This window comes from Variovorax pasteuri (assembly GCF_051216435.1).
Classification (GTDB): Bacteria; Pseudomonadota; Gammaproteobacteria; order Burkholderiales; family Burkholderiaceae_C; genus Variovorax.
In genome coordinates, this window is the sequence record NZ_JBPJZS010000004.1 from 224745 (window position 1) to 250432 (window position 25688).

General features: G+C 67.3%; 19 protein-coding genes and 1 pseudogene. 9 read left to right on the forward strand and 11 right to left on the reverse strand.

What is annotated here, in order from left to right; translation table 11 throughout:
• Positions 1-99 precede the first annotated feature (99 nt).
• Positions 100-1044, reverse strand: a complete 945-nt coding sequence (locus tag ACSFBM_RS17425) for an SMP-30/gluconolactonase/LRE family protein (protein ID WP_435485456.1) — start codon at positions 1042-1044, stop codon at positions 100-102.
• Positions 1045-1420: 376 nt separating this feature from the next.
• The gene (locus ACSFBM_RS17430; RefSeq protein ID WP_435485457.1) at positions 1421-1714 is read right to left on the reverse strand and encodes an AraC family transcriptional regulator; all 294 of its coding nucleotides are present in this window, start codon (positions 1712-1714) and stop codon (positions 1421-1423) included.
• Between the two features lie 531 nt (positions 1715-2245).
• Here ACSFBM_RS17430 and ACSFBM_RS17435 point away from each other — a divergent pair.
• The 5 genes and pseudogenes from ACSFBM_RS17435 to ACSFBM_RS17455 form a co-directional block, all read left to right on the forward strand.
• Positions 2246-2311: pseudogene (locus ACSFBM_RS17435) on the forward strand (ESPR-type extended signal peptide-containing protein); the annotation flags it as partial.
• A gap of 285 nt (positions 2312-2596) precedes the next feature.
• Positions 2597-8524 carry an autotransporter-associated beta strand repeat-containing protein gene (locus ACSFBM_RS17440; RefSeq protein ID WP_435485737.1) on the forward strand — a complete coding sequence of 1976 codons (5928 nt, stop codon included), beginning with the start codon at positions 2597-2599 and terminating at the stop codon, positions 8522-8524.
• A 489-nt stretch (positions 8525-9013) separates the two neighbouring features.
• Positions 9014-10660, forward strand: coding sequence for a patatin-like phospholipase family protein (locus ACSFBM_RS17445; protein ID WP_435485458.1), 1647 nt, complete (start codon positions 9014-9016; stop codon positions 10658-10660).
• 447 nt (positions 10661-11107) lie between these two features.
• Positions 11108-12289, forward strand: coding sequence for a carboxylesterase family protein (locus ACSFBM_RS17450; RefSeq protein WP_435485459.1), 1182 nt, complete (start codon positions 11108-11110; stop codon positions 12287-12289).
• A 108-nt stretch (positions 12290-12397) separates the two neighbouring features.
• On the forward strand, positions 12398-13312 hold the full coding sequence (locus tag ACSFBM_RS17455; RefSeq protein WP_435485460.1) for a LysR family transcriptional regulator: 915 nt from the start codon (positions 12398-12400) through the stop codon (positions 13310-13312).
• 25 nt (positions 13313-13337) lie between these two features.
• On the opposite strand, the gene ACSFBM_RS17460 is transcribed toward ACSFBM_RS17455, so the two are convergent.
• The 8 genes from ACSFBM_RS17460 to ACSFBM_RS17495 all read right to left on the reverse strand — a co-directional run bounded on the left by ACSFBM_RS17460 (position 13338) and on the right by ACSFBM_RS17495 (position 20641).
• The gene (locus tag ACSFBM_RS17460; protein WP_435485461.1) at positions 13338-14285 is read right to left on the reverse strand and encodes an acyltransferase domain-containing protein; all 948 of its coding nucleotides are present in this window, start codon (positions 14283-14285) and stop codon (positions 13338-13340) included.
• Positions 14282-15172: a triphosphoribosyl-dephospho-CoA synthase MdcB gene (gene mdcB, locus ACSFBM_RS17465; protein WP_435485462.1), complete on the reverse strand. Its 891-nt coding sequence runs from the start codon at positions 15170-15172 to the stop codon at positions 14282-14284. Before mdcB ends, ACSFBM_RS17460 begins: the two co-directional genes overlap by 4 nt.
• Complete coding sequence (gene mdcG, locus ACSFBM_RS17470; RefSeq protein WP_435485463.1) at positions 15169-15852, reverse strand: malonate decarboxylase holo-[acyl-carrier-protein] synthase; 684 nt, start codon at positions 15850-15852, stop codon at positions 15169-15171. Before mdcG ends, mdcB begins: the two co-directional genes overlap by 4 nt.
• On the reverse strand, positions 15827-16564 hold the full coding sequence (gene mdcE, locus ACSFBM_RS17475) for a biotin-independent malonate decarboxylase subunit gamma (RefSeq protein WP_435485464.1): 738 nt from the start codon (positions 16562-16564) through the stop codon (positions 15827-15829). Before mdcE ends, mdcG begins: the two co-directional genes overlap by 26 nt.
• On the reverse strand, positions 16551-17480 hold the full coding sequence (locus ACSFBM_RS17480) for a biotin-independent malonate decarboxylase subunit beta (RefSeq protein WP_435485465.1): 930 nt from the start codon (positions 17478-17480) through the stop codon (positions 16551-16553). The genes mdcE and ACSFBM_RS17480 overlap by 14 nt, the downstream gene beginning before the upstream one ends.
• Positions 17477-17794, reverse strand: coding sequence for a malonate decarboxylase acyl carrier protein (gene mdcC, locus ACSFBM_RS17485; protein WP_435485466.1), 318 nt, complete (start codon positions 17792-17794; stop codon positions 17477-17479). The genes ACSFBM_RS17480 and mdcC overlap by 4 nt, the downstream gene beginning before the upstream one ends.
• Positions 17795-17806: 12 nt before the next feature.
• Positions 17807-19453, reverse strand: coding sequence for a malonate decarboxylase subunit alpha (gene mdcA, locus ACSFBM_RS17490; RefSeq protein ID WP_435485467.1), 1647 nt, complete (start codon positions 19451-19453; stop codon positions 17807-17809).
• Between the two features lie 282 nt (positions 19454-19735).
• A complete protein-coding gene (locus ACSFBM_RS17495; protein ID WP_435485468.1) occupies positions 19736-20641 on the reverse strand; it encodes a LysR family transcriptional regulator in 906 nt (301 codons plus the stop codon).
• Positions 20642-20863: 222 nt separating this feature from the next.
• Between ACSFBM_RS17495 and ACSFBM_RS17500 the strand changes: the two genes are divergently transcribed.
• From ACSFBM_RS17500 to ACSFBM_RS17510, 3 genes are read left to right on the forward strand one after another with little or no spacing between them, the layout of a single operon-like run.
• Positions 20864-21481, forward strand: coding sequence for an FMN-dependent NADH-azoreductase (locus ACSFBM_RS17500; RefSeq protein WP_435485469.1), 618 nt, complete (start codon positions 20864-20866; stop codon positions 21479-21481).
• Between the two features lie 34 nt (positions 21482-21515).
• The gene (locus ACSFBM_RS17505; protein ID WP_435485470.1) at positions 21516-22274 is read left to right on the forward strand and encodes an NADPH-dependent F420 reductase; all 759 of its coding nucleotides are present in this window, start codon (positions 21516-21518) and stop codon (positions 22272-22274) included.
• A gap of 27 nt (positions 22275-22301) precedes the next feature.
• Positions 22302-23423 (forward strand): sensor histidine kinase, encoded by a 1122-nt coding sequence (locus ACSFBM_RS17510; protein ID WP_435485471.1) that lies wholly within the window; start codon positions 22302-22304, stop codon positions 23421-23423.
• 76 nt (positions 23424-23499) lie between these two features.
• Here the strand turns inward: ACSFBM_RS17510 and ACSFBM_RS17515 are convergent, their stop codons facing one another.
• A complete protein-coding gene (locus tag ACSFBM_RS17515) occupies positions 23500-25002 on the reverse strand; it encodes a sensor domain-containing diguanylate cyclase (RefSeq protein WP_435485472.1) in 1503 nt (500 codons plus the stop codon).
• 441 nt (positions 25003-25443) lie between these two features.
• Between ACSFBM_RS17515 and ACSFBM_RS17520 the strand changes: the two genes are divergently transcribed.
• The gene (locus ACSFBM_RS17520) at positions 25444-25686 is read left to right on the forward strand and encodes a hypothetical protein (RefSeq protein WP_435485473.1); all 243 of its coding nucleotides are present in this window, start codon (positions 25444-25446) and stop codon (positions 25684-25686) included.
• The last annotated feature ends 2 nt before the right edge of the window (positions 25687-25688 follow it).

Below are 25688 nucleotides of genomic sequence, written 5' to 3' on the forward strand. Positions count from 1 at the left end.
CCCGACGTGGCGCCCTGGGATGAGGATTCGGGAGCGATGGGCGAACCACGAATTCTGGCCATGCTCGATGAACAGGGCCGGCCGGCCCGCAGTCGCTAGTTACTTCGCAAACTGATTCGCCACCTGGTACAGCCCACGGGACGGCCCTGCCGCGTCTTGCGAAATCGTGCCGAACACCTGTCGCTCGTCCGGCGACAGGGCCAGACTGGTGTGGTGCGCGCCGGGCAACGGCACAGTGGCCAGCAGCCCGCCGCCGGCTTCGAATACAGCAAATCCACCGCCGTTGTAGAGACTGACGAACAACCGGCCCTCGCGGTCGGTGCGGATGCCGTCGGGCGTGTGGCGCGGTGCCGGTGTGGCAGCCAGCGCCGTGTCCAGCGCCAGGAAGTCGCGCCGGTTGCGCAGCGACCCGTCGCCCGCGATGTCGAACAGCAGGATCTTGTCGGTCGTGCTTTCTCCCACGTAGAGCAGTTGGCCGTCGGGCGACACGGCGATGCCATTCGCGTTGCGGATCGAGGTGGCCACTTCGCGCGGCGCGCTCGTGCCGTCGGGCGCAATCCGGTAGACCTTGCCCGGCGTGCCGTTGTCGCCGCCGGATGCCGTGAAGTAGACCGCCCCCCCGGCGTTGCCGCTGCCGTTGCCGCGCGCGAGGTCGTTGGGGCGGTCGAAGGGCGCGCCGCCGCTGTCGCGATCAATGGTGCGCAGCGTGTGGCCGTCGGGCGTAATCTGCACGATCTCGCCGCTGTCGTAGCAGGCCACGAACAGGCTGTTGTCCGCGAGCACGACAAGGCCGTTGGTGCCGCTGCCGGCACGGTGCCAGACGGGCAGGGCGCGCCGGCCGCCGTCGAGGCGATAGACCGTCGATGCGGCGTAGTCCACGAAATGCAGATCGGCATCGACGAACACCGCGCCTTCGCCGAACTGCAGTCCAGTGACGACGATTTTTGCAGTTGTAGTTGTAGTTGTAGTTGTAGTTGCAGTTGCAGTTGCAGTTGCAGTTGCAGTTGCGGCGGAGGCCGTCCCCTGCAGATAGAGGATGAGCAAGGCAAGGAGAGCGGGAAGAGTGCGTATACGCATGATCAGAGATCCTCATTGCGGCCCAGCTGAAGGGTCACGAAGACGTGCCTGCCTGGGCCGCGCGGATTCGAATTCGTTCGGTAGCAAGAGGGTCGCCTTCTGCGGCTGTTCGACGGCGCGCAGCGCAATCAGCTTGTGGCGCCGATTGCGCCATGACTTGCTCGGCCTCTTCGTGCGGACTGCATAAAAAAGGAACTGAACTTGAGTTGCTGAGCTAAGGCGACGCGTGCGCTACATCAGCCGTTCGAGGACAGGTTCGGCACGCGTGATGCGCCGATTCAGGCACGCAGGTGCTCGACCGACAACTGGCTGGTCACGATCGCGGGCGCTTTGCAAATGGGGCTCAGGCGGCATTGGCCTGGAAGCGTCGTGCGGCCCAGTACGTTGCGCCATCGACGCCGTAGCGTTCGGAGTGCACGGTTTCATGGTCCATTTCGAACGTGTCGCCCACCACGAGATGGCGCGTGTCGCCGTTGACCGTAAGCCACATCTCGCCGCGAACCACAAGCGCCTTCACGGCGAAATCGTGCGTGTGATTTGCAGCTTCGGTGGCCTCTGGATAATCGCGCACGCCGATGTCGGCAAAGCCCGCCGCGCGCATGGTTGTTTCGAATTCAGAAAAGGTCGCAAGGGTCATCGCGGAACTCCGTCTTGGGGGAAAAATGATGCTAGCGAGATTCGGAACAATTAGCTGTGGCTCGCTCGAAGTCCTGATGCGCGTGAACGGCTTTGGCGAAAGCAGAGTGAAAGGCGTTGCGTTCCTTGCCGGTTCGTGCGCGCCACGCGCCAGATGACTTGGCCGCGCCGGCATGGCCAGTGGTCATGGGTTCGCTGGAAGCTTGCATGTCTCGCTAAGCACGGTCGGCCCGTTTGGATCGCACGCGCGGAAGAAGACAATTTTTCGGCCGACGCCAGGCAGGGCGCGCGGCCCTTTGCCTGGTGCTCAAGCCCGACGATTCCGCGAGCGTTGCCCATGGGAGTGCTTGCGATGTCGATCGAGGTCGCACCTCTTCCAGCGGTGTTTAAGACTTTCGATTTGCCTTCCAAAGACCGCGTTTTCTTGTCTCTTCCGATGTGATGCGTGACGCCAACAGAAGCGCGCAAAAAGTGATGTTGCTGGAAGCATTGCTACCAATAATCCGCGCTCCTAAGACCGAGAGGAGACCTGATGAACCGCATTCACCGCGTCGTGTTCAATCGCAAGCTGGGACGCGCCCAGGTCGTCTCCGAAACAGCGCGCGCGTGCCACGGCAGCGGTGGATGCAGTGGCAGCAGCACTGCGGGTTCGGCCAGCGCGTGGCAGCACAAACCGAACACTGCCGCTTCGTTGATCGCACTGGCTGCGCTCGCAGCGCTGCAGTTGCACAGCGGCGATGCGGCTGCGGCGTGCACGCCCGCGGCGCCGTCCGATGGCGACACTGTGAGCTGCACCGGCGTGCCGATCCTTCTTCCGCCAAACACGAACAGTTTTCTCAGCAACGCGAGCAACCTGAACGTCACCGTGGAGACGGGCGCGATCATGAGCACGTTGCCGGGCGGCACGGCAATGACGCTCGGCGGCACCGGCATCACGCTCACCAACAAGGGCAGCATCGACTCGAATGCGGCGGGGTCCCTCGTGCTCACGCGCGCTCTGGCCATCGGCAACCTGGGCGCACCAACCAGCGGCAACGTCGTGGTCAACAACCAGGGCACGATCGAAGGAACGTTCGACGGCACCTTCGGCCTGCTCGGCGCGGCGGCGGTCATCGCCAACAGCGGCACCACGACGTTTAACAACAGCGGCACCATCGGCATGAGCGCGCTGGGCAAATTCGATCCCTTCAACTCGATCGCCGTGGCCGTCTACGGTGGCGGCAACGTCAACTTCACGAACACCGGAACGATCACCGGGCGCGTGGCTTTCGAGAGCCCCACCGCCGGTGGCAACACCTTCACCAACGCGGGCACGATCAACGGCAGCGTCACGCTGGGCACCACGCTCAGCAACGACACCTTCACCGCGGTGACAGGTTCGTCGATCAGCGGCGGGGCGACGCCGCTGCCTGGCGTCACCATTCCCACGCCCACGCTGCCGTCGGGCTCCCTGACTTTCGCGGCGGGGGGCACGGTCGATGCGGGCGTCGGAGGCACCGACACGCTGGTGCTGCAGAACACCGTCAATCCGCCCGGCTCGGGTAACGGCGGCACAGGAAGCGTCTCCGCACTGCAGTACCTCAACTTCGAGAACCTCCTCGTCAACAGCGGCACCTGGACCTTGCAGGGCGCTTTGGTGAGTGGCTCCGCCGTGCTCAACGGCGGCACCGCGATCTTCGACAACGCGCTGTCTTTCGGCACCGGCACGATGACCGGGAGCGGCGGCGCCATCGAGGCGTCCGTGGGAGGACTCACGCTCGCACAGAACGTCAACCTGACCGGTGGGCTGTTCGTGCAGGGACCCAACAGCCTGACGCTCGGTGGCACGATCAGCGGGGGCGGCGGTCTCATCAAGAACGGTGCCGGCACCCTCACGCTGTCGGGGAACAACGATTTCAGCGGCGGCTTGGCGCTCAATGGCGGCGGGCTCACCCTGGGCTCGGCCAGTTCATTGGGTGCAGGCCTGTTCCTGGTGGGCGGCCCGGTCTCGCTCAACACCGCCTTCACCGGCACGCTGACCAACCAGGTGCAACTGAACGGCGCGCTCACGCTCAACGGCGCGGGCACCCTGACATTGGGCGGCAACGTCAGCGGCGCCGGCAGCTTGACACTCGCCAGCGGCAACCTGTCGCTGGCCGGCAGCAACAACTACGGCGGCGGCACCACCTTGCAGGCCGGCGCGATCGATGTGGGCAGCAGCGGTGCGCTCGGCACCGGCGACCTGACCGTCGACGGCGCAGGGTCGCTGACCGGCGCGGCCGGCGTTGCGCTGGGCAACAACATCGTGCTCAACAGCACGCTGAACTTTGGCGGGGGCGGCGGCGGTGGCGCGCTCACGATCAACGGCAAGATCAGCGGCGCGGGCGGCATCAGCCTGGCCGGCGCGCCGGGGCTCACGCTCAACGGCGCAAACACCTTCACCGGCGGCATGAACCTGGGCGGCGGCGCGCTCACCGTCGGCAACGACACCGCGCTCGGCCAGGGGGCGGTCACGGTCAGCGGCGCCAGTTCGCTCTCGGCGAACACGCCGGTGGGCGTGGGCAACAAATTCAATCTCAACGCCCAGCTGACCGTCGGCGGCGGTAGCGACCTGGCAATGAACGGCGCGATGAGCGGCCTCGGCGGCATCGTGAAGACCGGCAGCTCGCGGCTCACGCTGGGCAATGCGAACAACTTCTCGGGCGGCGTGAACCTGCAGGCCGGCAGCGTGCGCCTGGGCACCAACACGTCGCTGGGCGTGGGCGCGCTCACTGTCAACGGCAATGCGGCGCTGGACAGCAGCGCCAACGTGGCCGTGGGCAACGCGGTGGTGCTCAATGCGGGCCTGGCCGTCGGCGGCGCCAGCAACATCGCGCTCGGCGGTACGGTGTCGGGCACCGGCGCGCTAGGCTACGACGGCACGGCCACGCTGGCCCTGAACGGCCCCAACACGTTCAAGGGCGGCGTCAACCTGGGCAGCGGCACGCTCAGCGTGGGCAACAACGGCGCGCTGGGCACGGGCGGGCTCGCCGTCGGTGCCAATGCGACGCTGACCGCAGGCGTGCCGGGCATCGCGCTCGGCAACAGCGTCGGGCTGGGCGCGAGCGCCACGCTGAGCCTGACGGGCCCGAACGCGCTCGCGCTGAACGGCGGCATCGGCGGCGCGGGCAAGCTCGCGATCAGCGGCGCGGACGTCACCCTGGGCAGCGCCAACAACTTCGGCGGCGGTGTGACGCTGGCGGGCGGCAAGCTGTCGCTGGGCACCAGCACATCGCTGGGCACCGGCACGCTCGGCGTGACCGGCAATGCCACGCTCGCGAGCACCGGCGGTGCGCTCACGCTGGCGAACGCCGTCTCGCTGGGCGCCACGCTCACGGTGGGCGGCGCACCGGAAATCGCGTTCGACGGCGCGGTGACCGGCGGAGGCTCGCTCGTCAAGAACGGCACCGGCACGCTGGCGCTGAACAACGCCAACAACTTCGGCGGCGGCATCGACCTGCAGGCCGGCACGCTCAGCGTCGGCAACAACGCGGCGCTGGGCACCGGCGCGCTGACGGTGGGCGGCACCTCGACGCTCGCCGCCAGCACCGACGTGACGCTCGCGAACAACGTCGTGCTTAACGCTAACCTGGGCATCGCAGGCGCCAGGAACATCACCCTGGGCGGCACGATCAACGGCACCGGCGGGATCTCGATGGGCAGCACCGGCACCCTCGCGCTGAACGGCGCCAGCAACTACACGGGGCCGACGGTGGTCAGCAGCGGCACGCTGCAGGTGGGCAACGTGGCGGGCAGCGCGACCGGGAACGGCGCGGTCACGGTACAGAACGGCGGCACGCTGTCGGGCAACGGCCGCATCGGCGGCGACGTCACGCTCAACGCCACGGCCGTGCTGGCGCCGGGCAACGGAGCCGGCGCGATGGGCACGCTCACCATTGGCGGCAAGCTGTCGCTGGCCAACGGCAGCGTGTTCGACTACCAGTTCGGCGCGCCCGGCCCCGACTTCGCCACGTCCGGCCAGAGCGACAGCGTGAGCGTGGGCGGCGACCTGCTCATCGCGGGTAACACCACCCTGAACGTGACGAATGCCGGCGGCTTCGGCCCCGGCGTGTACCGGCTCGTGGACTACGGCGGCGCGCTCACCGGCGGCGGCACGCTGGCGCTGGGCGGCGTGCCGGGCGGCAGCGCCCTTTCCCTGCAGAACCTGGCCGCCGACAAGCGCTTCATGCTCGTCAACACCACCGGCATGACGCTGAACTTCTGGAACGCGAACGGCCTGGCGAGTCCGACGCAATCGGGCGGCGGCACCGGCACCTGGTCGACCACCGCGCCGGTGTGGACCGACACCGTGGGCACCGTCAGCGCGCCGATGCAGCCGCAGCCGGGCTTCGCGATCTTCACCGGCGCGCCGGGCTCGGTGACGGTGGACAACACCGGGGGCGCGGTACAGGCCGCCGGCATGCAGTTCGCGAGCAGCGGCTACACGCTGGCCGGCGATGCGCTCACGCTCACCGGCGCGGGCGGCGGTGCCCGCGCCGAGATTCGCGTGGGCGACGGCGGCGCAGGTTCGGCCGGCTACACCGCCACGGTGAACAACGCCATCGCCGGCACCGCGGGCATCGCGAAGACCGGCGACGGCACGCTGGTGCTGGGCGGTGCCAACACCTACAGCGGCGGCACCGCGGTGCAGGCGGGCGTGCTCTCCGTGTCCGCGGACAACAACCTCGGCGCTGCCGCCGGCAACGTCGTGCTGGAAAGCGGCGGGCGCCTGCGGGTCACGGGCACCGGCTTCACCGGCACCGCGCGCAATCTGGACATCGGCGCGGGGGGCGGCAGCATCGAGATCGCCGACGCGGGCCTGGACCTGGTCGCCAGCGGCGCCCTTAGCGGCAGCGGCAACCTGGTCAAGTCGGGCGCGGGCACGCTCACGCTCGCAGGCACGAGCACCCGCACCGGCGCTACTGCCATCGCCGAGGGCACGCTGCGCCTGGGCGCGCCGGGCCTTCTGAACGCGGCGGCACCGATCGCACTGGCCGACAAGGCAGGCGCCACGCTCGACCTGAACGGCTTCGACCAGAGCATCGGTTCGCTCGCGGGTGGCGGCAGCGCGGGCGGCGAGGTCAAGCTCGGCAGCGCCACGCTCACGACCGGCGGCGACAACACCAGCACCACCTTCGCCGGCGCCGTGACGGGTGCCGGCGGCGTGGTCAAGCAGGGCACGGGCAACTTCAAGCTGACGGGCGCCAACACCTATGCGGGCGCGACGCAGGTGAACGCGGGCACGCTGAGCGCGGGCACGGCCAACGCACTGAGCGCGGCCTCGGCGCACAGCGTGGCGGCCGGCGCCACGCTCGATCTGGGCGGCTTCAACCAGACGGTGGCCTCGCTGGCCAACAGCGGCACCGTCTCGCTGGCGGGCGCCGCACCGGGCACCACGCTCATCGTCAACGGGCTGTACAGCGGCAACAACGGCGTCCTGCGGCTGGCCACGGTGCTCAATGCCGCGGGCCCTTCGGACCGGCTGGTGCTCGACGGCGCCGGCGCCACGGCGAGCGGCCGCACCACGGTGCAGATCGTCAACCTGGGCGGCCTGGGCGCGCTCACGAGCGGCAACGGCATCGAGGTGATCAGCGCGCTCAACGGCGCGACCACCACTGCGCAGACCACCAAGGACGCCTTTGCGCTCGCCGGCGGGCACGTCGATGCAGGCGCCTACGAATACCGGCTGCACGCCGCGGACGCCAGCGGCGCCGGCGAGAACTGGTACCTGCGCTCCACCACCGCCAGCGGCGGCACACCGGGCGGCCCCGGCAACCCCGGTGGCCCGGGCGTTCCCGGCGGCCTGCCCACCTACCGCATCGAAGTGCCGATGTACGCCGCCCTCGCGCAGCAGCTGCGCGGGGGCAATCTCGCGATGCTGGGCAACCTGCACCTGCGCGGCGGAGAGGATGCGCGAAGCGTTGCGAGCGACGCCGCCGACCGCCTCGAAGGCACCGCCCCGCGCGGCCGCCGCGCCTGGGGCCGCGTGATCAGCACCGACATCGACGTGAGCCAGCGCGGCACCGCGAACGCGCGCAGCGATGGGCGCCTGAACGGCTTCCAGGCCGGCACCGACCTGTGGGCCGATGCGGACTGGCGCGCTGGCGTCTACGTCGGCCAGCTTCAGGGCAATATCCGCGTGAGCGGCTTTGCGCGTGGCATCCAGGGGCTGGACGTGGGCACCAACGACCTGCGCAGCCGCTACATCGGCGCGTACGCCACATGGAGCGGTGACAGTGGCTGGCACGCTGATGCCGTGCTGCAGGCTGGCGAGCACCGCTACAGCGTGCAGCCGATCGCGAGCTTCGGCAGTTCGGGCAAGGGCAGGAGCCTGCTGGCCTCGCTGGAGGTGGGCAAGGCCTTCGGCATCGGCGGCGGCTGGACCGCGGAGCCGCAGCTGCAACTCGTCCACCAGAGCCTGCGCATGGACGATGCGGGCATCGTGGGTGCGCTGGTCACGCAGGACTCGAACGACGGCCTCATCGTGCGCGCCGGGGTGCGCGTGAAGGGCGAGATCACTACCGGCGCCGGCACCCTTCAGCCCTACGGCCGCATCAACGTGCTGCACGCGTCGGGCGGTGCAGACGTGGCGCAGTTCCTGAGCCTGGGCGGCAGCACGGCCATCCGCAGCGAGACCGGATCGACCAGCACCGAAGTGGCCGGCGGCGTAACGCTCGCGCTCGGCGAGCGCACCGCGATCTACGGCGAGCTCGGCAAGCTGTGGGCCACAGGCGGTGCGGCGCGCGTGAAGAGCTCGGTCAACGCGTCGGTGGGCGTGCGGGTGCGCTGGTAAGGGGGGGAGGCGAGTGTCGCAAGCAGGTCGTCGACGCCACGATCGGTCGGGTCGAAGAATCGACGACGGCTGTTGTCCGCCCCTGCAGTACAGCTCGCAGCTGCGCCTGCCATGGCGCTTTCCTTCCTGCCTCACAGCATCGCGAGCTTCACGAGTGAACACCCGAGACGCTCGGCTCCATGCACACGCACAGCACTGCCACCGTGATCGATAGGGTTCAAAGTGGCCGCTGCGACCTCGGCTTCGCGATGTTGAACATGCGCAAGACACTGCACGGCAACAGCGTGTTGCTGGTGTCGGCAAGGATGGTGGGAGTGGTGCCGATCCACCATCGCCATAGAGGTGGCTCTGCCCGCCTCGCGCAGTGCATATCGCATCTGCTGGAATTACGACACTCTTCTTCAGCGGGATTCCGAGCGTATCGACGTGAAGCACGTTGCCGGACACTTCGCTCCCCGTCTTGGGGTTGACCCCGCTGAAGGAGTGCTCGTGGACCCATCGAAACCCGTCTATACCATTCTGTCGTTCGTCGGCGGAGGCATTCGTGGCCTGATGTCGGCCACCATCCTGGAGCGGCTCGATGCCGTGCACAACGGCGTTCTGAACCGGACCCAGATGCTGGCCGGATGCTCGACGGGCGCGATCATCACGAGCGAGCTGCTTGCTGGCAAGTCGCCGAAGGACCTGGTCGACCTGTTCACTGGCGGGGAACTTGGCTTCTACGACGCCATGAATCCCGATCCGAGTACCCCCGCTTACTCCATCGACAAGGTTCTTGCCTCCCAGGAAGACGCCTACCTGAAACTGGGTCGCAAGGTTCCGACAGTTGCCGAGCTCGAGCGGGATGTACTTCTTGTGTCGTTCAACGTCGGCAAGGTCACGACCGACATCGACAACAAGATGATGCCCACGCCCTGGGGTCCGATGATGTTCACCAACATGCTCGGAACCGAGCGCGACAAGCTTGACGGCCTGTTCGGGAACAGCGACACGACGATTGCGAAGGCGGCAACGTCCAGCGGCGCGATGCCAGGTCAACTCGGATCGATGGACGGCAACGTCGATGGGGCTTTCTTCAACCACGATCCGACAGTCGCTGCGATCTGCCTGGCAGTACGCAACGGCCATCCGCTCGAGAACATCGTCGCCATCACGATCGGCACCGGACTCATGCCCTATTGGTTGCAAAGCGACACGCACGACTGGGGCGCCAGGCAGTGGATGCAGGGCGATGGCAACCCGTTCGACAACGTGACGCCATTTCTCATGAACCAGAGCGTCTCTTCGCCGGTTCTGGACCTCAGCCTTAACGGCACATCGGCGGAGGTCATGCCGAACCTCGCCAAGATGCTGCTGGGCGAACGCTACGTCAACATCAACCCGCGGCTGCCCTGTTTCATTCCCGAGAATTCGACCAACGCCCAGGCGATCGCCCTGCTGCAGCGCCACGGCAAGGAAGTGAACATCGACGACGCGGTTGCGTTGATCGGGACGTACTGGAACATCGACAGCCAGACGCCGAAGCCTGTGACCAGGTCGGTTGCAGGTACCCCCGCGCCGACGGCCAGAACGCCATCCGCTCCTGAGAGCGATGTGAAACCCAAACCGACTCCCGGTCATGGGCAGCAGTTCTTCATCCAGCACAAGGGTGGAGACAACCAGGTGCTCGACGTCGACGCTGCCAGCAGCAAACCCGGCGCGGACGTCATCCTCTACGCCAAAAAAGGATTGGGGGATCCCGGCGTGCACAACCAGCTCTGGGAGTTCATTCCCTCGCTCGAAGACTCCGGGTGGTGGTACCTCCAGACCACCATGGGCTCGGGCCTCGTCATGACCATCCAGGCCAGTGACGCACAGGCAAGCGACGCACTGGCCGAGCCGAAGATCACGATGGAGTCCGCCGCGGAGGCCATCAAGGATCGGCAGCTCTGGAACTTGGTCTCTACAGAGGAACTCGGCTACTTTTTCATCCAGAGCAAGTACTTCGCCAGCAACACACCGATTGCCAATCCGGATTCCTACGTTCCCAACGTGATGGGCGTCCACGGGAAGACCCAGCCTCCGCGCATCGTGGGGCTCCCGCTTGATTTCGAACTCGATGCGCCCATGGCGTTTTCTTTCATCCCGTACAACTGAATCGAGTTGCCGAACGTCGCAGACGGTGCTGCGCATCCCGTTTGGACTCACCGCTGCAGCGTGTAGATTCCGGCGGGCGAATTTTGCTGTAGCAGTCCCTCGGGGCCAGCTGCCGTGTAGCGTTCCGCAAAGGGTCAAGTTGATCCCCCTGCAGCCCAGGGACCTGCTGCGTCAGCGTGTCGTTCTCGGCTTTCTGCGCACAAGGGAGCGCGATCCCAATCTGCTGGCCTTGCTCGCCGTGCGTCGCAGCATGAGGGCTGCGACCCGCTGAGTGCGCGCGCACGGGCGGCGCTTCTCGAACGCCCGAACCGTTTCTCTCAAGCTAACTTTCCGGCCGGAACCGATATTGATGGCATCGCGCCGGGCCGGCACGATCGTGTTCAGGAAAAGCCAACTGCGCCGCGTTGCCGGCGTTTCCCAAACCTCAATGATCGTGAAGGACGAGCAATGACCACCGAAGTCGAGATTTTTCGCAACATCCGATATGCGCATGCCGAGCGATTCGAGCAGCCCGAAGTCCTGGCCTGGGACGGCAGGCGTCACACCGAACGCGGTCCGATCTGCCCGCAGTCGCCTTCGCGCCTGGAAGTCGTGCAAGGACCGCTTGCACCCATGGACGTCGACGAGCACTGCCAGGTGCTGTCGGTGTTCACGCCGGGCGCCGTGGGCCGGCGCCCGGTGATGGTGTTCATCCATGGCGGGGGCTTCGTCACCGGCGGCGGCGAGTTGCCGTGGCACGACGGGGACAAACTGGCCGCGGAGCAGGACGTCGTCGTGGTGTCGGTGACCTACCGCCTCGGCGTGTTCGGTTACCTGCAGTTTCCGTCGAGCACCGGACCCAGCCCCGCAATGGCGGACCAGGTTGCGGCGCTGCAATGGGTCAAGACGCACATCTCGCAATTCGGTGGCAATCCGGACAACGTGACGGTGTTCGGGCAGTCGGCAGGCGGGTTCTCGATCGTGGCGATGCTGGCCTGGGGCCACGGAGGCAGCTTGTTTCAGCGTGCCATCCTGCACAGCGGAGCCAACGGCGCCGCCCGCACGCGGGACGAAGCAGACCGGGTCTCGGCGATGTTCCTCGCCGAACTCGGGCAGGACCCTCGCGCCGCGGGCGTCGACGACCTCATTGCAGCCCAGGGCCGGCTCGCTGCAACGTTGAACCAGCTGATCGTCTGGGCCCCTGTCTCACCCGACACGCCTTCGGGGTCTGCCGTCGACACCATCGCTGGATGGTGCAAGGACGACGCGCTGCCTTTCGTTCTTCTGAACAAGCACGTTGCCGCGGCACCCGGGACCGAAGTGCGCTACGCGGCCGAGACGACCCAGATGAACGTGCTGTTCGAAGGAGGCGCGCGCAGCCTGGTTCAGGAGGTCGCCGCGAGGGGCCGCAATGCCTACCTGTTTCGCTTCGACTGGCAATCGCCGGAGACCGGATTCGGTGCCTGCCATTGCATCGATCTGCCCTTCCTGCTCGGCAGCGCGCAAGCCTGGTCGGCGGCGCCGGAACTTGGCAAGGCCCGCTGGACAGACATCGAAGCACTCGGCAGGGGCATGCGCCAGATCTGGGCGGACTTCGCCCGCGGGTCGACGCAAGGCTGGCAGGCCGGAACGGTGAGGCATTTGCCTTGAGCGAGTGCGCGAACCGCCGGGTGCGCCGGCAGCCGATGGGGCCTGGCCTTCGACACCTCAGGAAACACCTCGAATCGCTACGATGCGCCATTCACTCCCGGGCCCAGCATGCAACCTCGCATCGATGAAGAAATCACCTTCCGCAAGCTCGAAACGCTGATCGCGTTCATGGAAACGGGCAACCTGGCGCGCGCCGCCGAGCTGCTGGACGTAAGCCCCGTGAGCGTGCATCGTGCCCTGCACTCGCTGGAGTCGGGCGTGCGCTGTGCGCTGTTCCGGCACGAGGGCCGCAACCTGCATCCGACCGAGGCCGCGCAAACGCTGGCCGAGGTGGCACGCGAGGTGCTGCAGACGCTGGCGCAGGGCGTGCGGGCCACGCGCGAGGTGGCCGGCTATTCGGCCGACCGCATCCGCATCGGGTCGCTCTATTCGCTCACCATCCGCACGGTGCCGACGGTGCTCATCCACATGAAGGTGCGCAAGCCGGCGCTGGAGACCGAACTCGTGCTCGGCTCCAACGCCGACCTGCTGCAGAAGCTGCGCGACGGCGCCATCGACGCGGCCCTGATGGCGTTGCCCGAAGGCGAGGCCGACCTGGTGTCGGAGCCGCTGTTCGACGACGAAATCCATTTCGCCGCCCCCGTGGGCTCGCGCTATGCGCGACACAAGCGTGTGGACCTGAGCACCTGCGCCGAAGAGAAGTTCGTCAGCCTGAAGGAAGGCTTCGCCACGTACAACGGCTTCGTGGAGGCGTTTCGCGTGGCCGGCTTCACGCCGAACGTGGTGATGCAGACCGGCGACATCTTCTCGCTGATGAACCTGGTGAGCGGCGGCATCGGCTGCACGCTATTGCCGGGGCGCGTACGAGACGTGTTCTCGCAGAACGTGCAGCTGATTCCGGTGCAGCCCAAGTACCTGATGCGCCAGACGCTGGCGGTCAGCTTCCTGCGCACGCGGGAGCGCGACCCCAACCTGCTGGCGCTGCTGGCGGTGTGCCGCGGCGCGAAGGCCGAGCTCTCCTGAGCCCATGCTGCCTGTGCCGCCTTTTCTACGCGCGTGACTGCGTGCGCACAAGCCAGTCGCGCGCGCCCTGCAGCGTCTTGAAATCGTCGAGGCTGCGCGCATCGACGCCCGCGTACGCACCGGAAACCATCTCGCTGAGTGCGCGGCCCGGACCGAGTTCGAAGAAGGCCGTGGCGCCGGCTTCGACGCAGGCTTCCAGGCACGAGGCCCATTGCACGGTCTGGGAGATCTGCAGTGCCAGCTTCTCTGCGCCTTGCGCGGCGCCCAGCACCACTTCGCCGTCGATGCCGCTGAACAGGCGCGCACCCGGGCGCGGGGAGCGTGCCATGGCGGTGCCCGCGAGGGTGTTCCTGAAAGAGGCCGTGGCCTCACCCATCAGGAATGTGTGCGAGGCCACCTTCACATCGACCGGCACGACCCGTGCCGCACCTTGGGCCAGAGCCTGCGCAGCGATGTCCGCGAGCGCGTCGCGCATGCCGCCCAGCACCCATGCGTTGCCGGGGTTGACGATGGCGACCGCAGCTTGACGGTGTGCGCAAAGCCGATCGATGTTGGCCCGTTCGAGGCCGCGCACGAACAGAAGACCTTGTTCCCCTTGCTTGGCTCGTTGTGCGGCGTCCATGGCGTCGGCGCGCGCGGCGACGAGGTCGAGCGTGTCGGTCGCGGTCGTCAAGCCTGCGATATGCCACGCTGCCATTTCGCCCACGCTGTAGCCCGCGATGCAGCAGCGCGGCGATAACGCGTTCGACAGCGCGGCCCAGGCGCAGAGGGCCTGCAGCGTGCACAGCAACTGCGCCGAGCGGTTCTCGTGCAGCGCTTCGGTGGCGGCTTCGCGCACCCAGGTGCGCGGGTCGTGCCCGAGCAGGTCGGCAGCATGGGTGAAGAGCCCTTGCGCTTCGGCGGCCGCGCCTGTCAACGAGAACATGCCGGCGTTCTGGCTGCCTTGCCCCGGGCACAGGATGGCGAGTGTCACGCGGCGGGCTCCTGTTCGATCGCCATTGCAAAAAGGCTCATCGCCAGCAGGTCCGCTGCGCCGCCCGGGCTCAGCCGGCGTGCCACGAAAGCGCGGTGAATCTTCTCCGCGACCTGGCGCCAGCCGGTGCGCCCGACGCCGCCGGCGGCCAGGAAGGCGAGCGCGCTTCGCTGGGCGAAGCGCAGGCCGGCGGCACCGCCGCGGTGCAACAGGTTGGTGTCCTCCAACTGGGCAATCAGCGCAAAGCATGCCTGCACCCTTGCGGCCTGTGCATCGTGCGGTGCCAGTTGCGCGGCGCGGCGCAAGGCGGGCATGCCGACGTTGTAGACGCTCGGAAAGCCCAGGGCAGCTTCCTGCCGGGCGCCGCCTGCGCCGTAGCGGCGCTTCACAGCCTCGCCATGGCTGTCGCTGGGCCGCGGCCCGGCAAGAATGTCCGGGCCCCAGCGGCGCGCTACGGTGTCGCCCAGGGACTGCCGGGCTTCACCCTCCATGCCGCGACGAGCCCGCAGGCCGGCTGCGGCGCACAGCAGGCCCAGCCCGAAGATGGCCCCGCGATGTGTGTTCACCCCACCGGTCGCGGCCGTCATCGCACACTCTGCGCGCAGGCCGATCTTTCTCAGTGCGGTCATGCCCTGGTCCTGCAGGCCGGCCTCGGCCAGTTCCACGAAGAATGGGCGAAGTGCCGCGGCGCTGCGGTGAAAGGTCCCTGCGTCCATGTCCGTGTGGCTGCCCGCGTCGACGTGGCTGACCAGCCCCGGCTTCGGCCAGGTGCGCACCTCCAGTTGAAGGCTGCGCTCGGCTACTGCACCTACATGTTCCGCATAGGCGCGTGCTCCGTCGTGGCGAACCGCGGCCGAGCCGGTCGCTGCCGTCGCTGCCGCGTTCATGCGACGGCCTCCAGGAATTGCGAACGGGAGCACAGGAGCGGGTCGGTCGCAGTCTTGAGCATCACCTCCGCGCTGCGCGCATGCAGTTCGCGCCAGTTGACGCCCGTTCCGTCGGCTCGGACCAGCTCGCCGTCCACGCGCATCGGTGCTGTGGCGTCGATGTCGGCCACTGCCCCCAGAAACTCCTCGATGCGCTCGCTGCGGGGCAGCGTCCAGGTCAGGTCGATGTCCGAGCCCTGGTTCAGATAGTCCAGCCCGGTCAGCCATTGCCAGGCAAGGCTGCCGAACACCCGGGTCTGCACGCCGAAATGATCACTGACAGCCAGGAGCTGCTGCAGGGCAGGGTGCCACGCCTGCGGGGCCGACGTGACGACCTCGCACAGCTGTGGCAGCGCCGAGACCGAGGCGATGTGGCTGGCCTGCACCTGCAAGGCGATGCGCCGCTTGCCGGCGCTGGGGGGCAGGGGCAGGCCCAGCGGCAGCCACGATGCGTCGCCGCGTTCGCCCGGTGAGCGGCGCCGCACGATGAGTGGCCAGCCACGGTGTGCCCAGCTGTCGATCAGGGGTTCGTTGGCCAGGTCGTTGCGCGATGCCACCAGCACGGCCCAGGCGGGCGGAGCAACCCGCACCAGATGGTGCCGCGGCAGGCGCACGTCAGAGGGCAGGGTGGGCCAGTTCATGCACACGCCTTGCAATGTCGACGGCCTTCGGGCGGCCATTGCGCGCCTTGCCAAGCTGGTCGCGCAGGTCCGGTGACTGCGCGCCTTGCGGGGGCAGGGCTTTCAGCACGTCGTCGAGCTGGCGGTCGAGCGGGCGCCCGGGGTCCAGCACGGACGCCACCGCACCGGTCTGCATCAGGTTGTCCAGGCCGGGCGCGAAGACCGGGGTGGACTTGGCTTTTTCCTGGAGCACTTCGATGGGCAGCTTGGTCACGCGCGACATGGACGGCAGGTCCATCACCGTCGGCTCCGCCCCTGGCAGTGCCAACAGCGTTCGGGTCGACAGCGCGGTGGCAATGAAGGCCCCCGCAGCGGTATGGCCGTAGAGGAGGCCGACGGTCGCGTGGCCGCGCGCGTCGGCGAGGTTCAGGCACTTGGCGAGGTGCGCAAGGTACTCGCTGAGTCCCAGCATCTCGTCGCGCTTGCTCATGCGCTGGCTGTCGCTGTCGATCAGCACCAGGATCGGTGTCGTGCCCCCGGCTCTGAGCGTGTCCAGCACCTTGCGCGCGAGCCAGGCTGCCTCGTCGATGCCGATGGCCTTGCGGCCGTCGACGCCGATGACGGCGATTTCCGTGCCGTCGGCACGCGGGCCCTTGCCCGACAGCAGGCCGTCCTCGAGCGCCACCTGGTGGCCCTTCGGAAAGAGCGAAGCGAGAATTTCAGCGAGCGTCATGGCAAGGCTCCTGCAGTCGGTTGGCCAGGGCGACGAATGCCTCGAAGGGCATGCCGGGAATGGCGGCGGGGTGATCGGCGCCCAGCGCCTGCCAGACGTCCAGTGCGTCATGGCATTCGCCGAAGCGTTCGATGCGCCGCTCCAGGCGGGCCTGCTCGGCCTCGAGGGTGGCCTCGTCGGGTGTCGAGGCGAGCCGGACCAGCTCGCCCGCCGCCGTGCGAAAGCTGTCCATGGTGTCGTCCACGAACCGCTCGGCGCCACCGATCAGCCGCCTGTGCTTGCCGCCCATGGTGCGCCACACCAGCGCGCGGTCCCTGGCATCGAACTCTTCCACGCCGCGGTTGGTCTCGATGACCTCCGGGCCGGACACGCTGATGCGGCCCTGTTCGGAGACGGCCAGCGCAGAGCAGCACCCCGCGATCAGGCCGCCGCCGCCATAGCAGCCGGCGCGCCCGCCGATCAGGCCGACCACCGGCACGCCGGCCAGGCGCGCGTCCAGCAGGGCCCGGATGATCTCCGCGATCGCGAGTTCGCCTGCGTTGGCCTCCTGCAGGCGTACGCCGCCGGTGTCGAACAGGATCAGCACCGGCACCGTGCCGATGTCGCGCGCGGCGCGCAGCAGGCCCGTGAGTTTGGCGCCATGCACCTCGCCGAAGGCGCCGCCCATGAAGCGGCCCTCCTGCGCGGCCACCAGCACCGGCGCACCGTCGAGTCGGCCACGGCCCACGACCATGCCGTCGTCGAACTGCTGCGGCAGGTCGAACAGCGGCAGGTGTGGGCTGGTCTCGCGCAGTTCGGGGCCGATGAACTCCTCGAAGCTGCCCGCGTCGAGCAGGCCGTCCACACGCTGTCGCGCGGACGCTTCGTACCAGCTGGCCGCAAGCCGCTGGTCGTCGTGGTGCACGAGGGCGTTCATGACGGGTCTCCTTCCACGGCGCGCACCGCCTGTGCCAGCCGAAGCGCGACGGTGTCGGGGCGGGCACCGCCATCGTTCACGGACAGCTTGAGCCCTCCCGGCGAACGGCGTTCGACGAAGTCCTGGACCACGGCCTGCCAGACCTCGGCGAAGCCTTCGGCCGCGGTGCGGATGTCGACCTCGCATTCGCTGTCGGGCAGCAGCCGCTCCACCAGCACTTCCAGGTTGCCGGAGGCGACCACGCCCACGATGGCCTGGGGCCTGGACCCCGCCGCGCGCTGGCGCGCCGCGTGCCGAAAATTGAGTTGTTCCATCGATCTGTTTCCTTACCAGTTTCTGAACTTGGAGGGGGGCGCATAGAGGCCGCCGGACCACTTCACAAGATCCTTGATGGAGCGCGCAGCGAGCATGCGGCGGTCGGCGTCCATCGGGTCGATGTCCAGGTCCTCCGGGCGGCGGATCACGCCGCGCTCGCGCAGGCGCTGGACCATCTTCGCGTCGCGCCGGCGGCCGATCTCGGTGTAGCCGGCAACCCCGCGGATGGCCTGCTCGCGCTCGTCGCGGTCGCGGCACAGCAGCAGGTTGGCGATGCCTTCCTCGGTCACGATGTGGGTCACGTCGTCGCCGTAGACCATCACCGGCGCCAGGTCCAGGTCGAGCTTCTCGGCCAGGCGCAGGGCGTCGAGGTGCTCCACGAAGAGCGGCACGTTCTTGTCGCCGAAGGTCTCGCCGATCTGCACCACCAGCTTGCGGCCGCGCCGCAGCGCGGGCGGGCTGTCGGGGTCGGCCTCCTTGCCGGCCTGCAGCCAGGGGGCGCTGGGGTGGCGCCGTCCGCGCGCGTCGCTGCCCATGTTGGGCGCGCCGCCGAAGCCGGCCACGCGGTCGGCGGTCACGGTCGAGGAGTGGCCCTGCAGGTCGATCTGCAACGTGGAGCCGATGAACATGTCGCAGGCGTAGAGCCCTGCCGTCTGGCAGAACGCGCGGTTCGAGCGCAGCGAGCCGTCGGGGCCGGTGAAGTAGATGTCGGGGCGCGCGCGGATGTAGTCGTCCATGCCCACTTCGGAGCCGAAGCTGTGGATCTGCTCGACCCAGCCCGATTCGATGGCCGGGATCATGGTCGGGTGCGGGTTGAGCGCCCAGTGGCTGGCCACCTTGCCCTTCAGGCCCAGGCGTTCACCGTAGGTCGGCAGCAAAAGCTCGATGGCCGCGGTGTTGAAGCCGATGCCGTGGTTCAGGCGCTTGACGCCGTAGGGCGCGTAGATGCCCTTGATCGCCAGCATGGCGGTGAGGATCTGCGTCTCGGTGATGGCGGCCGGGTCGCGGGTGAACAGCGGCTCCACGTAGAAGGGCTTGCCGCTCTCGACCACGAAGTGCACCCAGTCGGCCGGAATGTCGATGCGGGGCAGCTTGTCGACGACCTCGTTGACCTGCGCGATGACCACGCCGTCCTTGAACGCCGTCGCCTCCACCACGGTGGGCGTGTCTTCGGTGTTGGGGCCGGTGTAGAGGTTGCCTTCGCGGTCGGCGCTCACGGCGGCGATCAGCGCCACCTGCGGCGTGAGGTCGATGAAGTAGCGCGCAAACAGCTCCAGGTAGGTGTGCACCGCGCCGAGCTGGATCTTTCCGCCGAACAGCATCCTGGCGATGCGCTGCGACTGCGGGCCCGAGTAGGCGTAGTCCAGCCGCTTGGCGATGCCGCGCTCGAACACGTCCAGGTGCTCGGGCAGCACCACGCCCGACTGCACCATGTGCAGGTCGTGGACCTTGGCGCTGTCCACGGCTGCCAGCGCGGCCGCCAGCAGCTCGGCCTGCTTCTGGTTGTCGCCTTCCAGGCAGACGCGGTCGCCCGGCTGGAGCACGGCCTCCAGCAACGCCGTCGCGTCGCTGGCCGCGACGTGCTTGCCTTTGGCATACGGTGCGCCTGCCCGCAGCCGCGCGTTGCGCGCGAGTTGCGCGGTGTCCCATGTGGTCATTCGCTTTGCTTTCCGATGACGGCGCCCGGAACAGAAGGGGGAAAGAAAGAGCGCCGTGTCTGGGAATCGAAGTTACCCCTCTGCCTCCCCTCGATCAATTAAGGACCGCGTGGGACCCTTACGCTGCGCGAAACGATTCAGCGCATTGCCAAAGTGGCCGGCTCGATCCGTCGTAACAGGCTTGCAGCCCAGGCGCGCTGCATTCGCCGGGCAGACGGTCAAGTTCAAGGATCGCCTGGCGAAGGCTGGCAAGCGCGCGACGAGACGTCGGCCGCACGCGGGTCAGGAGCGGTCGGCACACTGCCGCTTCAGATGATCAATGAGCCATCTGCCTGCGGGGCCTGGCGGTTGGGCGGCGGGATAGACGGCGGAAGTCGTCAGCGGAAAGCCCCCGGGCGGGATGTCGTCGACATCGAGTACGACGAGCGAGCCTCGCGCGATGTCTCTGTCCACCATGTGCCTTGGCATGCTGCCGTAGCCCATGCCGTCCTTCAGGAATGCGTATTTGGTCGACAGGTCGCCCAGGCGCCAGGTCGTGGGCGACACCACGCCGTAGTCGCGCCCCGTCATCAGCTCGGAGCGGTCCGTGAGGACCAGCTGCACGTGCTTGCCGAGTTCGCTTCGGGGAATCCGGCGATCGAAGCTCGCGAGCGGATGCTCGGCCGCAGCCACCATCACAAGGGAGATTTCGCAGAGGCGCTCCCTGAGCAACGAGGGGAACTCCATGGGGAGCGCACCCAGGATGCCCATGTTGCAGCGCCCGTCGAGTATGGGTTGGTAGGCTGCGCCCAGCGCCTCGACAAAAAGCCTCAGGGGCGTGAACGGAAATCGGCCGGCGAAGGCCTTGATGGCTTCGCTGATGACGTCGGTGGGGAAGAACACATCCACGACAACGGAGAGTTCCGCTTCCAGCCCCGAGGACATGAGTTTCGCCCTGGCCTTCAGGGTATCGACGCCCGCGACCACGTTGCGCGCGTCGGCCAGCAGAAGCACGCCCTCGGGTGTGAGCCTGGGAAAACGCCCGGACCGGTCGAAGAGCACCACCCCTACCTGGTCTTCGAGCGACGCGATCCAGCCGCTCACCGCTGACTGCACGCGGTTCAGCTTTCTTGCCGCTGCGGAAAAGCTGCCTTCGTCGACCGCGGCGATGAAGGTTCTGAGTTGGTCGAGTGAGACGCCGTCGAGCATGGTGCGCAGAGTATCTCAAATACAGATGCTTTGTATCTCAATAAATCGTCTATTCAGATCGATGTGCGAAAAGCATCATTCCTGCCATCCAAACATCTCCACGAAAGATACATCGTGCCCTCATCCATCTCCGACCTTCTGCGCGCTGCGGCAGCGCGCGTTGGTTCACCGCGGTCCCGCTCCGGCATCCCTCCCATTCCGTCCACCCCCAAGGAGAACCCCATGCAGATCCTTCATCTCGACTCCAGCGTTCTCGGCCCCGCCTCGGCGAGCCGGCTTCTTTCAACCCGCATCGTGGAGCGCCATCGCGCGCTTCGCCCCACGGCGCACGTGGTGTACCGGGATCTGGCCGCCGATCCGGCGTTGCATCTGTCCGGCACGCACATGGCCGCGTGGCAAGGCATGGCCAGCGACGACGCCACCCTGAACGCCGACCTGCTCAAGGGCAACACCTACATGGAAGAGCTCTTCGCTGCCGACGTGCTGGTGATTGGCGCGCCCATGTACAACCTCTCGATTCCCACGCCCCTGAAGGCCTGGATCGACCGCATCGCCGTAGCGGGCAAGACATTTCGCTACACCGCGACCGGACCGGAAGGCCTGCTCAAGAACAAGAAGGCATTCATCGCGTCCTCGCGCGGCGGGGTGTATTCGGCGGGCAGCCCCGCGGCTGCACTCGAGCACCAGGAAAGCTACCTCATCGGCCTCCTCGGCTTCCTGGGCGTGACCGACGTCACCGTCGTGCGCGCGGAGGGCCTTGCCATCAGTGCGCAAGCCAGGGACGCCGCCATGCAACGCGCGCTGGACGACATCGGCGCCATCGGCGCCATCCCCGCGTAACACGCACATCTTCGACCATCCCAAGGAAATCACCATGACCTATTCCATCATCGGCGCCGGCAATGTCGGCACGGCCCTCGCACGTCAGTTCGCCCGCAGCGGCATTGCCGTGAGCATTGCGAACACCCGCGGCGTCGACTCGCTGGCAGAGCTTGCCAACGAACTGGGCAGCCACGTCACACCCGTGGCGCTGGAGGACGCGCTGAAAGCGGAGGTCATCATTCTTGCGCTGCCGTTTCGCGCGCATGCCAGCGTCGCGGCTGCTTTGCCGGACTGGTCCGGCAAGGTCGTGGTCGATGCCATGAACACCTATGGCATTTCGCCCGACGAACTGAAAGGCCAGGCGTCCAGCCATGTCGTGGCCGCCGCGTTTGCGGGCGCGGATGTCGTCAAGACCTTCAATCAGCTGCCGGCCAAGCTGCTCGCGATGAACCCGGCCGCCCAGGGTGGCCGGCGATTCGCAAGCCGCCTCGGGTGCCATCGCAAAGCTGGTGGACGACCTCGGCTTTGCTGCAGTGGTGTTGGGAAAGATCGCCGAAGGCGGAGCGCTGCTCGGCATGGGCGGCCCGTTGATTCTGCAGAACCTGGTCAAGTACTGAGCAAAGCCCGCGCGAACCCTGCGGCGCGCCGACCGATCGGGCCATGTGCGCGTCACCCGGCCGTGTGGACCGTGCGGGATGCCCGGGCAAATCAGTGCCTGGTCTGTCCGTTGCCGCACAGACGGGGCCAGCCTGCACGGGTAACGATGGAGCAATGCACTACTGGAGTACAGGCGGCGGTGTTCATTGGATGAAACGGCGAAAGCCATCGAGGTTCGAGCATGCGCAACTTCTTGACCAACAACCGGGATGAGCTGATTTCACGGTGCAAGGCAAAAGTTGCGCTCAGGCCTCGACGCGCCGCAACGGAACAGCAGCTGGCCAACGGCATCCCGTTGTTTCTCGACCAGCTGATCAGGACATTTGCCGCGGAAGAAGACGACAAGCAGGCGGAAAGCATCAGGATCTCGGGCCCCTCCGGCGGGGATTCGCAGGCCTTGTCGGAAATGGGGGTGACGGCCACCGCCCATGGCAAGGAACTGCTCAAGCTGGAATACACCGTCGACCAGGTCGTGCACGACTACGGCGACCTTTGCCAGGCCATCACGGACATGGCCTTCGAGCGCGACGCCCCCTTCGCTGTCGGCGAGTTCCGCACGCTCAACCGATGCCTGGACAACGCCATTGCCGATGCCGTCACCGAGTTCAGCTACCAGCGCGACGCAAAAATTGCGCGCCAGCAGGACTTAGACGCCAACGAGCGCCTCGGCTTCCTCGTTCACGAGTTGCGCAATTCCCTGGGGACGGCCACCCTTGCAATCCACGCCCTCGAGCTCGGCAACATGCCGGTGGGAGGGGCCACCGGAGCCGTCCTGAAACGCAGCCTGACGGCAATGGGCACCCTGATCAGCCGAGCGCTCGCCGAGGTGCGCAGCGGCACGGCGGAGCAGCGGCAGACATTTTCCGTCGCCTCATTCATCAAGGACACTGAAACCGCGGCCCAGCTCGTTGCGAGCGCCGCGGGCTGTCCCTTCGAGGTGGCCCCGGTCGACGCTTTGCTGGGCGTGCGTGGAAATCGTGAGCTGCTGCTTGCCGCCTTGGCGAATCTTCTGCAGAACGCGTTCAAGTTCACTCACCCTCGCACGGCGGTCGCCTTGAAGGCCTACGTACTCGACGAGCACGTGATGATCGAAGTCGAAGACCGCTGCGGAGGGCTGCCGCCGGGAAGCGCCACCACGATGTTCGCCCCTTTCAATCAGCACAGCCATGACAAATCCGGTCTGGGCCTGGGGCTCTCCATCGCGCGCCAGAGCGTCGAGGCCGACCTTGGCACGTTGACGGTTCGGGATGTGCCGGGCACGGGCTGCGTTTTCACCATTCGCCTGCAGCGCCATGCCCTTTGATGGCAAGCGCCCGACTTTCCCCGATCTCCACGAAGGCGGGCATGCGGCGCGGCGGGCTGCAGGCCGCTGAGACGGCTCAGACCATCGAGCGATTGCGCCCGCTTTCCTTGGCCCTGTAGAGCGCGCGATCGGCGGCCTCGATCAGCTGCAGCTCCGATCCTTGCGCCTGCGTGCCCTGCAGCATCGCGGCACCGACGCTGGAGGTGACGCGTCCGTGCGGGCTGGCGCGATGCGGGATGTTCAGTGCATGGATGCGCTCGATCAGCAGGTCGGCGACGTTGCGTGCGCCCTGCAGGTCGGTGTTGGGCAGGATGATCGCCAGTTCCTCGCCGCCGTACCGCGCCACCAGGTCGCCCGGGCGCCTGACGCGATGCTGAAGCGCCTCGGAAACAGCCTTCAGGCACCGATCGCCGGCCACATGGCCGTACGTGTCGTTGAAGCGCTTGAAGTAGTCCAGGTCGAAGAGCAACAGCGACAGGGCAGTCCCTTCCCTTGCCGCCCGTCGGGCTTCGACCGTCAGCGCCTCGTCGAAACTGCGGCGATTGGCCAGGCCGGTGAGCTCGTCCCGGGTCGCCAGCACTTCCAGCCGGCGGTTGGCCTTCAGAAGGGCCTCGCGAGTGGACATCAAGGAAGCTTCAGCACTGACGCGTCGCTGGATGTTGATGATCAGACGCCGGCCCACCGCCGCCACGGCTGCCAGCAAGGCGCCCACGACGGCCAGCGTCAGCAGTGCCTGGTGCCGCCAGGCCAGCAGCGCCTCGTCCCTGCCGAGCGCCACCGTGGTCACCACAGGGTAGCGGTCGCTCTTGCGGAAAGCATAGAGCCGCTGCGTGCCGTCCAGCTCGGAGCGAAAGGACGCCGTGCCCGACGTGCCGGTGTCGATGAAGTGGCGCAGGAAGTTCGGCGACTTGGACAAGTCGCGGCCCTGGTCCTGCTCGCGGTAGGGGTAGCGCACCAGCAACTGCCCGCCGGTGGTGGTCAGGCTGATGGCGCCGCTGCTGCCGATGTCGATCGCTCCGAACGGGCGCAGGAAGTTCTCGATGCCCAGCGTCACGACGACCACGCCGGTGAACTTGCCGTCGCCGTCCTCCAGGCGCCGGCTGACCGTGATCACCCATTCACCGGTGGCGGGGCTGCGGATCGGCGAGCCGATGAAGATGTCCCGCGACGGGTTGCTGTGGTGATGGGCGAAGTAGGCACGCTCGAGGCTGTCGGTTCCCGTGAGCAGGCCCACCCTGGATTGCATCACCCAGTCGCCTTGGGCGTCGAGGACGGACAGGCCGTTCAGCTGGTCCAGCAACTGCTCCTGGCGGCCGACCAGCAATTGCATGCGCCGCAGGTTATCGGGCCCCCGGCCCTCGGTTTCCAGGCGTTCGACCACGCCCAGCAGCAGCATGGCGCTCTGGGCAAAGATGCCCTCGGCATAGATATTCAAGGCCTGCGCCAGGTTGAGGTTGTTGGTGTCGATCTCGCTCAGCGTGCGCTTGCGCGTTTCCCACACCTGCCACACGGTGGCCGACAGCACCGAGGTCAGGACAGCCACCAGCAGAAACCTGGCAAGGCGAACATCGCGCTTCACGTGCGCACCCTCTCAAACGAACTTGTTCTCATCGCTTCATGCCGCGCCCGTCCCGCGCAGCGTCTGGTTCGCGCTGTTGGTTGCCGTGCAAATGGACCTCGGACTCTATCCGATGGAACGATGTTCTGCGATCGCAAATGCCTGCGCGGCGGGTTGTGAACGGAATCCGTCCTTTGGTGCTAAACATTCACTTCGCATTGCCGATATCCCGGGAAGCCCCGAAACCCGGCCCCGTCAGAGCACTTCCGCTTTTTCGCAAGACTTTCTTTTGGAGCGCGCCATGAAACAGTTCAGGGATGCCGGGATCGGCACCCGCACGGTCGACAGGGTTCTCAGCCATCAGGGTCGCGAGCCTGGTGTGGTTGGTGCGCCTGTTCAGGCCCGCCGATGCGCGCCGACCCCCAGGCACGCGGGGCCTTTGTTTTCATCCAGAGGTTCACGATGAACCGGACAGAAATACTGGCGACAACGATCGACATGGCGCGCGCGGGCCTGGGCTTCACGCCGGCCGACGCGCTCGACTGCATCGCGGCCATGATCGGCGAGGCGGACCCGCAGAGCGACCTCCACGACGCCGAGGTCGAGAAGTTGCTGCGCCTGGCCGCCTGCATATGGAAACTGAAGCACGGGATGCTCGCATCGGCCGTTGCTTCACCGGCGAAGTCGCCGCCAGCCGGCGAATGAGC

Bases quoted from the DNA above. Each gene is read 5' to 3' on its own strand.
- ACSFBM_RS17430 (WP_435485457.1), bottom strand. From the start codon at position 1,714: ATGACCCTTGCGACCTTTTCTGAATTCGAAACAACCATGCGCGCGGCG.
- mdcG (WP_435485463.1), bottom strand. From the start codon at position 15,852: ATGAACTGGCCCACCCTGCCCTCTGACGTGCGCCTGCCGCGGCACCAT.
- mdcE (WP_435485464.1), bottom strand. From the start codon at position 16,564: ATGACGCTCGCTGAAATTCTCGCTTCGCTCTTTCCGAAGGGCCACCAG.
- ACSFBM_RS17500 (WP_435485469.1), top strand. From the start codon at position 20,864: ATGCAGATCCTTCATCTCGACTCCAGCGTTCTCGGCCCCGCCTCGGCG.
- ACSFBM_RS17455 (WP_435485460.1), top strand. From the start codon at position 12,398: ATGCAACCTCGCATCGATGAAGAAATCACCTTCCGCAAGCTCGAAACG.
- mdcC (WP_435485466.1), bottom strand. From the start codon at position 17,794: ATGGAACAACTCAATTTTCGGCACGCGGCGCGCCAGCGCGCGGCGGGG.
- ACSFBM_RS17450 (WP_435485459.1), top strand. From the start codon at position 11,108: ATGACCACCGAAGTCGAGATTTTTCGCAACATCCGATATGCGCATGCC.
- ACSFBM_RS17440 (WP_435485737.1), top strand. From the start codon at position 2,597: ATGAGCACGTTGCCGGGCGGCACGGCAATGACGCTCGGCGGCACCGGC.
- mdcA (WP_435485467.1), bottom strand. From the start codon at position 19,453: ATGACCACATGGGACACCGCGCAACTCGCGCGCAACGCGCGGCTGCGG.
- ACSFBM_RS17480 (WP_435485465.1), bottom strand. From the start codon at position 17,480: ATGAACGCCCTCGTGCACCACGACGACCAGCGGCTTGCGGCCAGCTGG.
- ACSFBM_RS17505 (WP_435485470.1), top strand. From the start codon at position 21,516: ATGACCTATTCCATCATCGGCGCCGGCAATGTCGGCACGGCCCTCGCA.
- ACSFBM_RS17510 (WP_435485471.1), top strand. From the start codon at position 22,302: ATGCGCAACTTCTTGACCAACAACCGGGATGAGCTGATTTCACGGTGC.
- ACSFBM_RS17520 (WP_435485473.1), top strand. From the start codon at position 25,444: ATGAACCGGACAGAAATACTGGCGACAACGATCGACATGGCGCGCGCG.
- mdcB (WP_435485462.1), bottom strand. From the start codon at position 15,172: ATGAACGCGGCAGCGACGGCAGCGACCGGCTCGGCCGCGGTTCGCCAC.
- ACSFBM_RS17495 (WP_435485468.1), bottom strand. From the start codon at position 20,641: ATGCTCGACGGCGTCTCACTCGACCAACTCAGAACCTTCATCGCCGCG.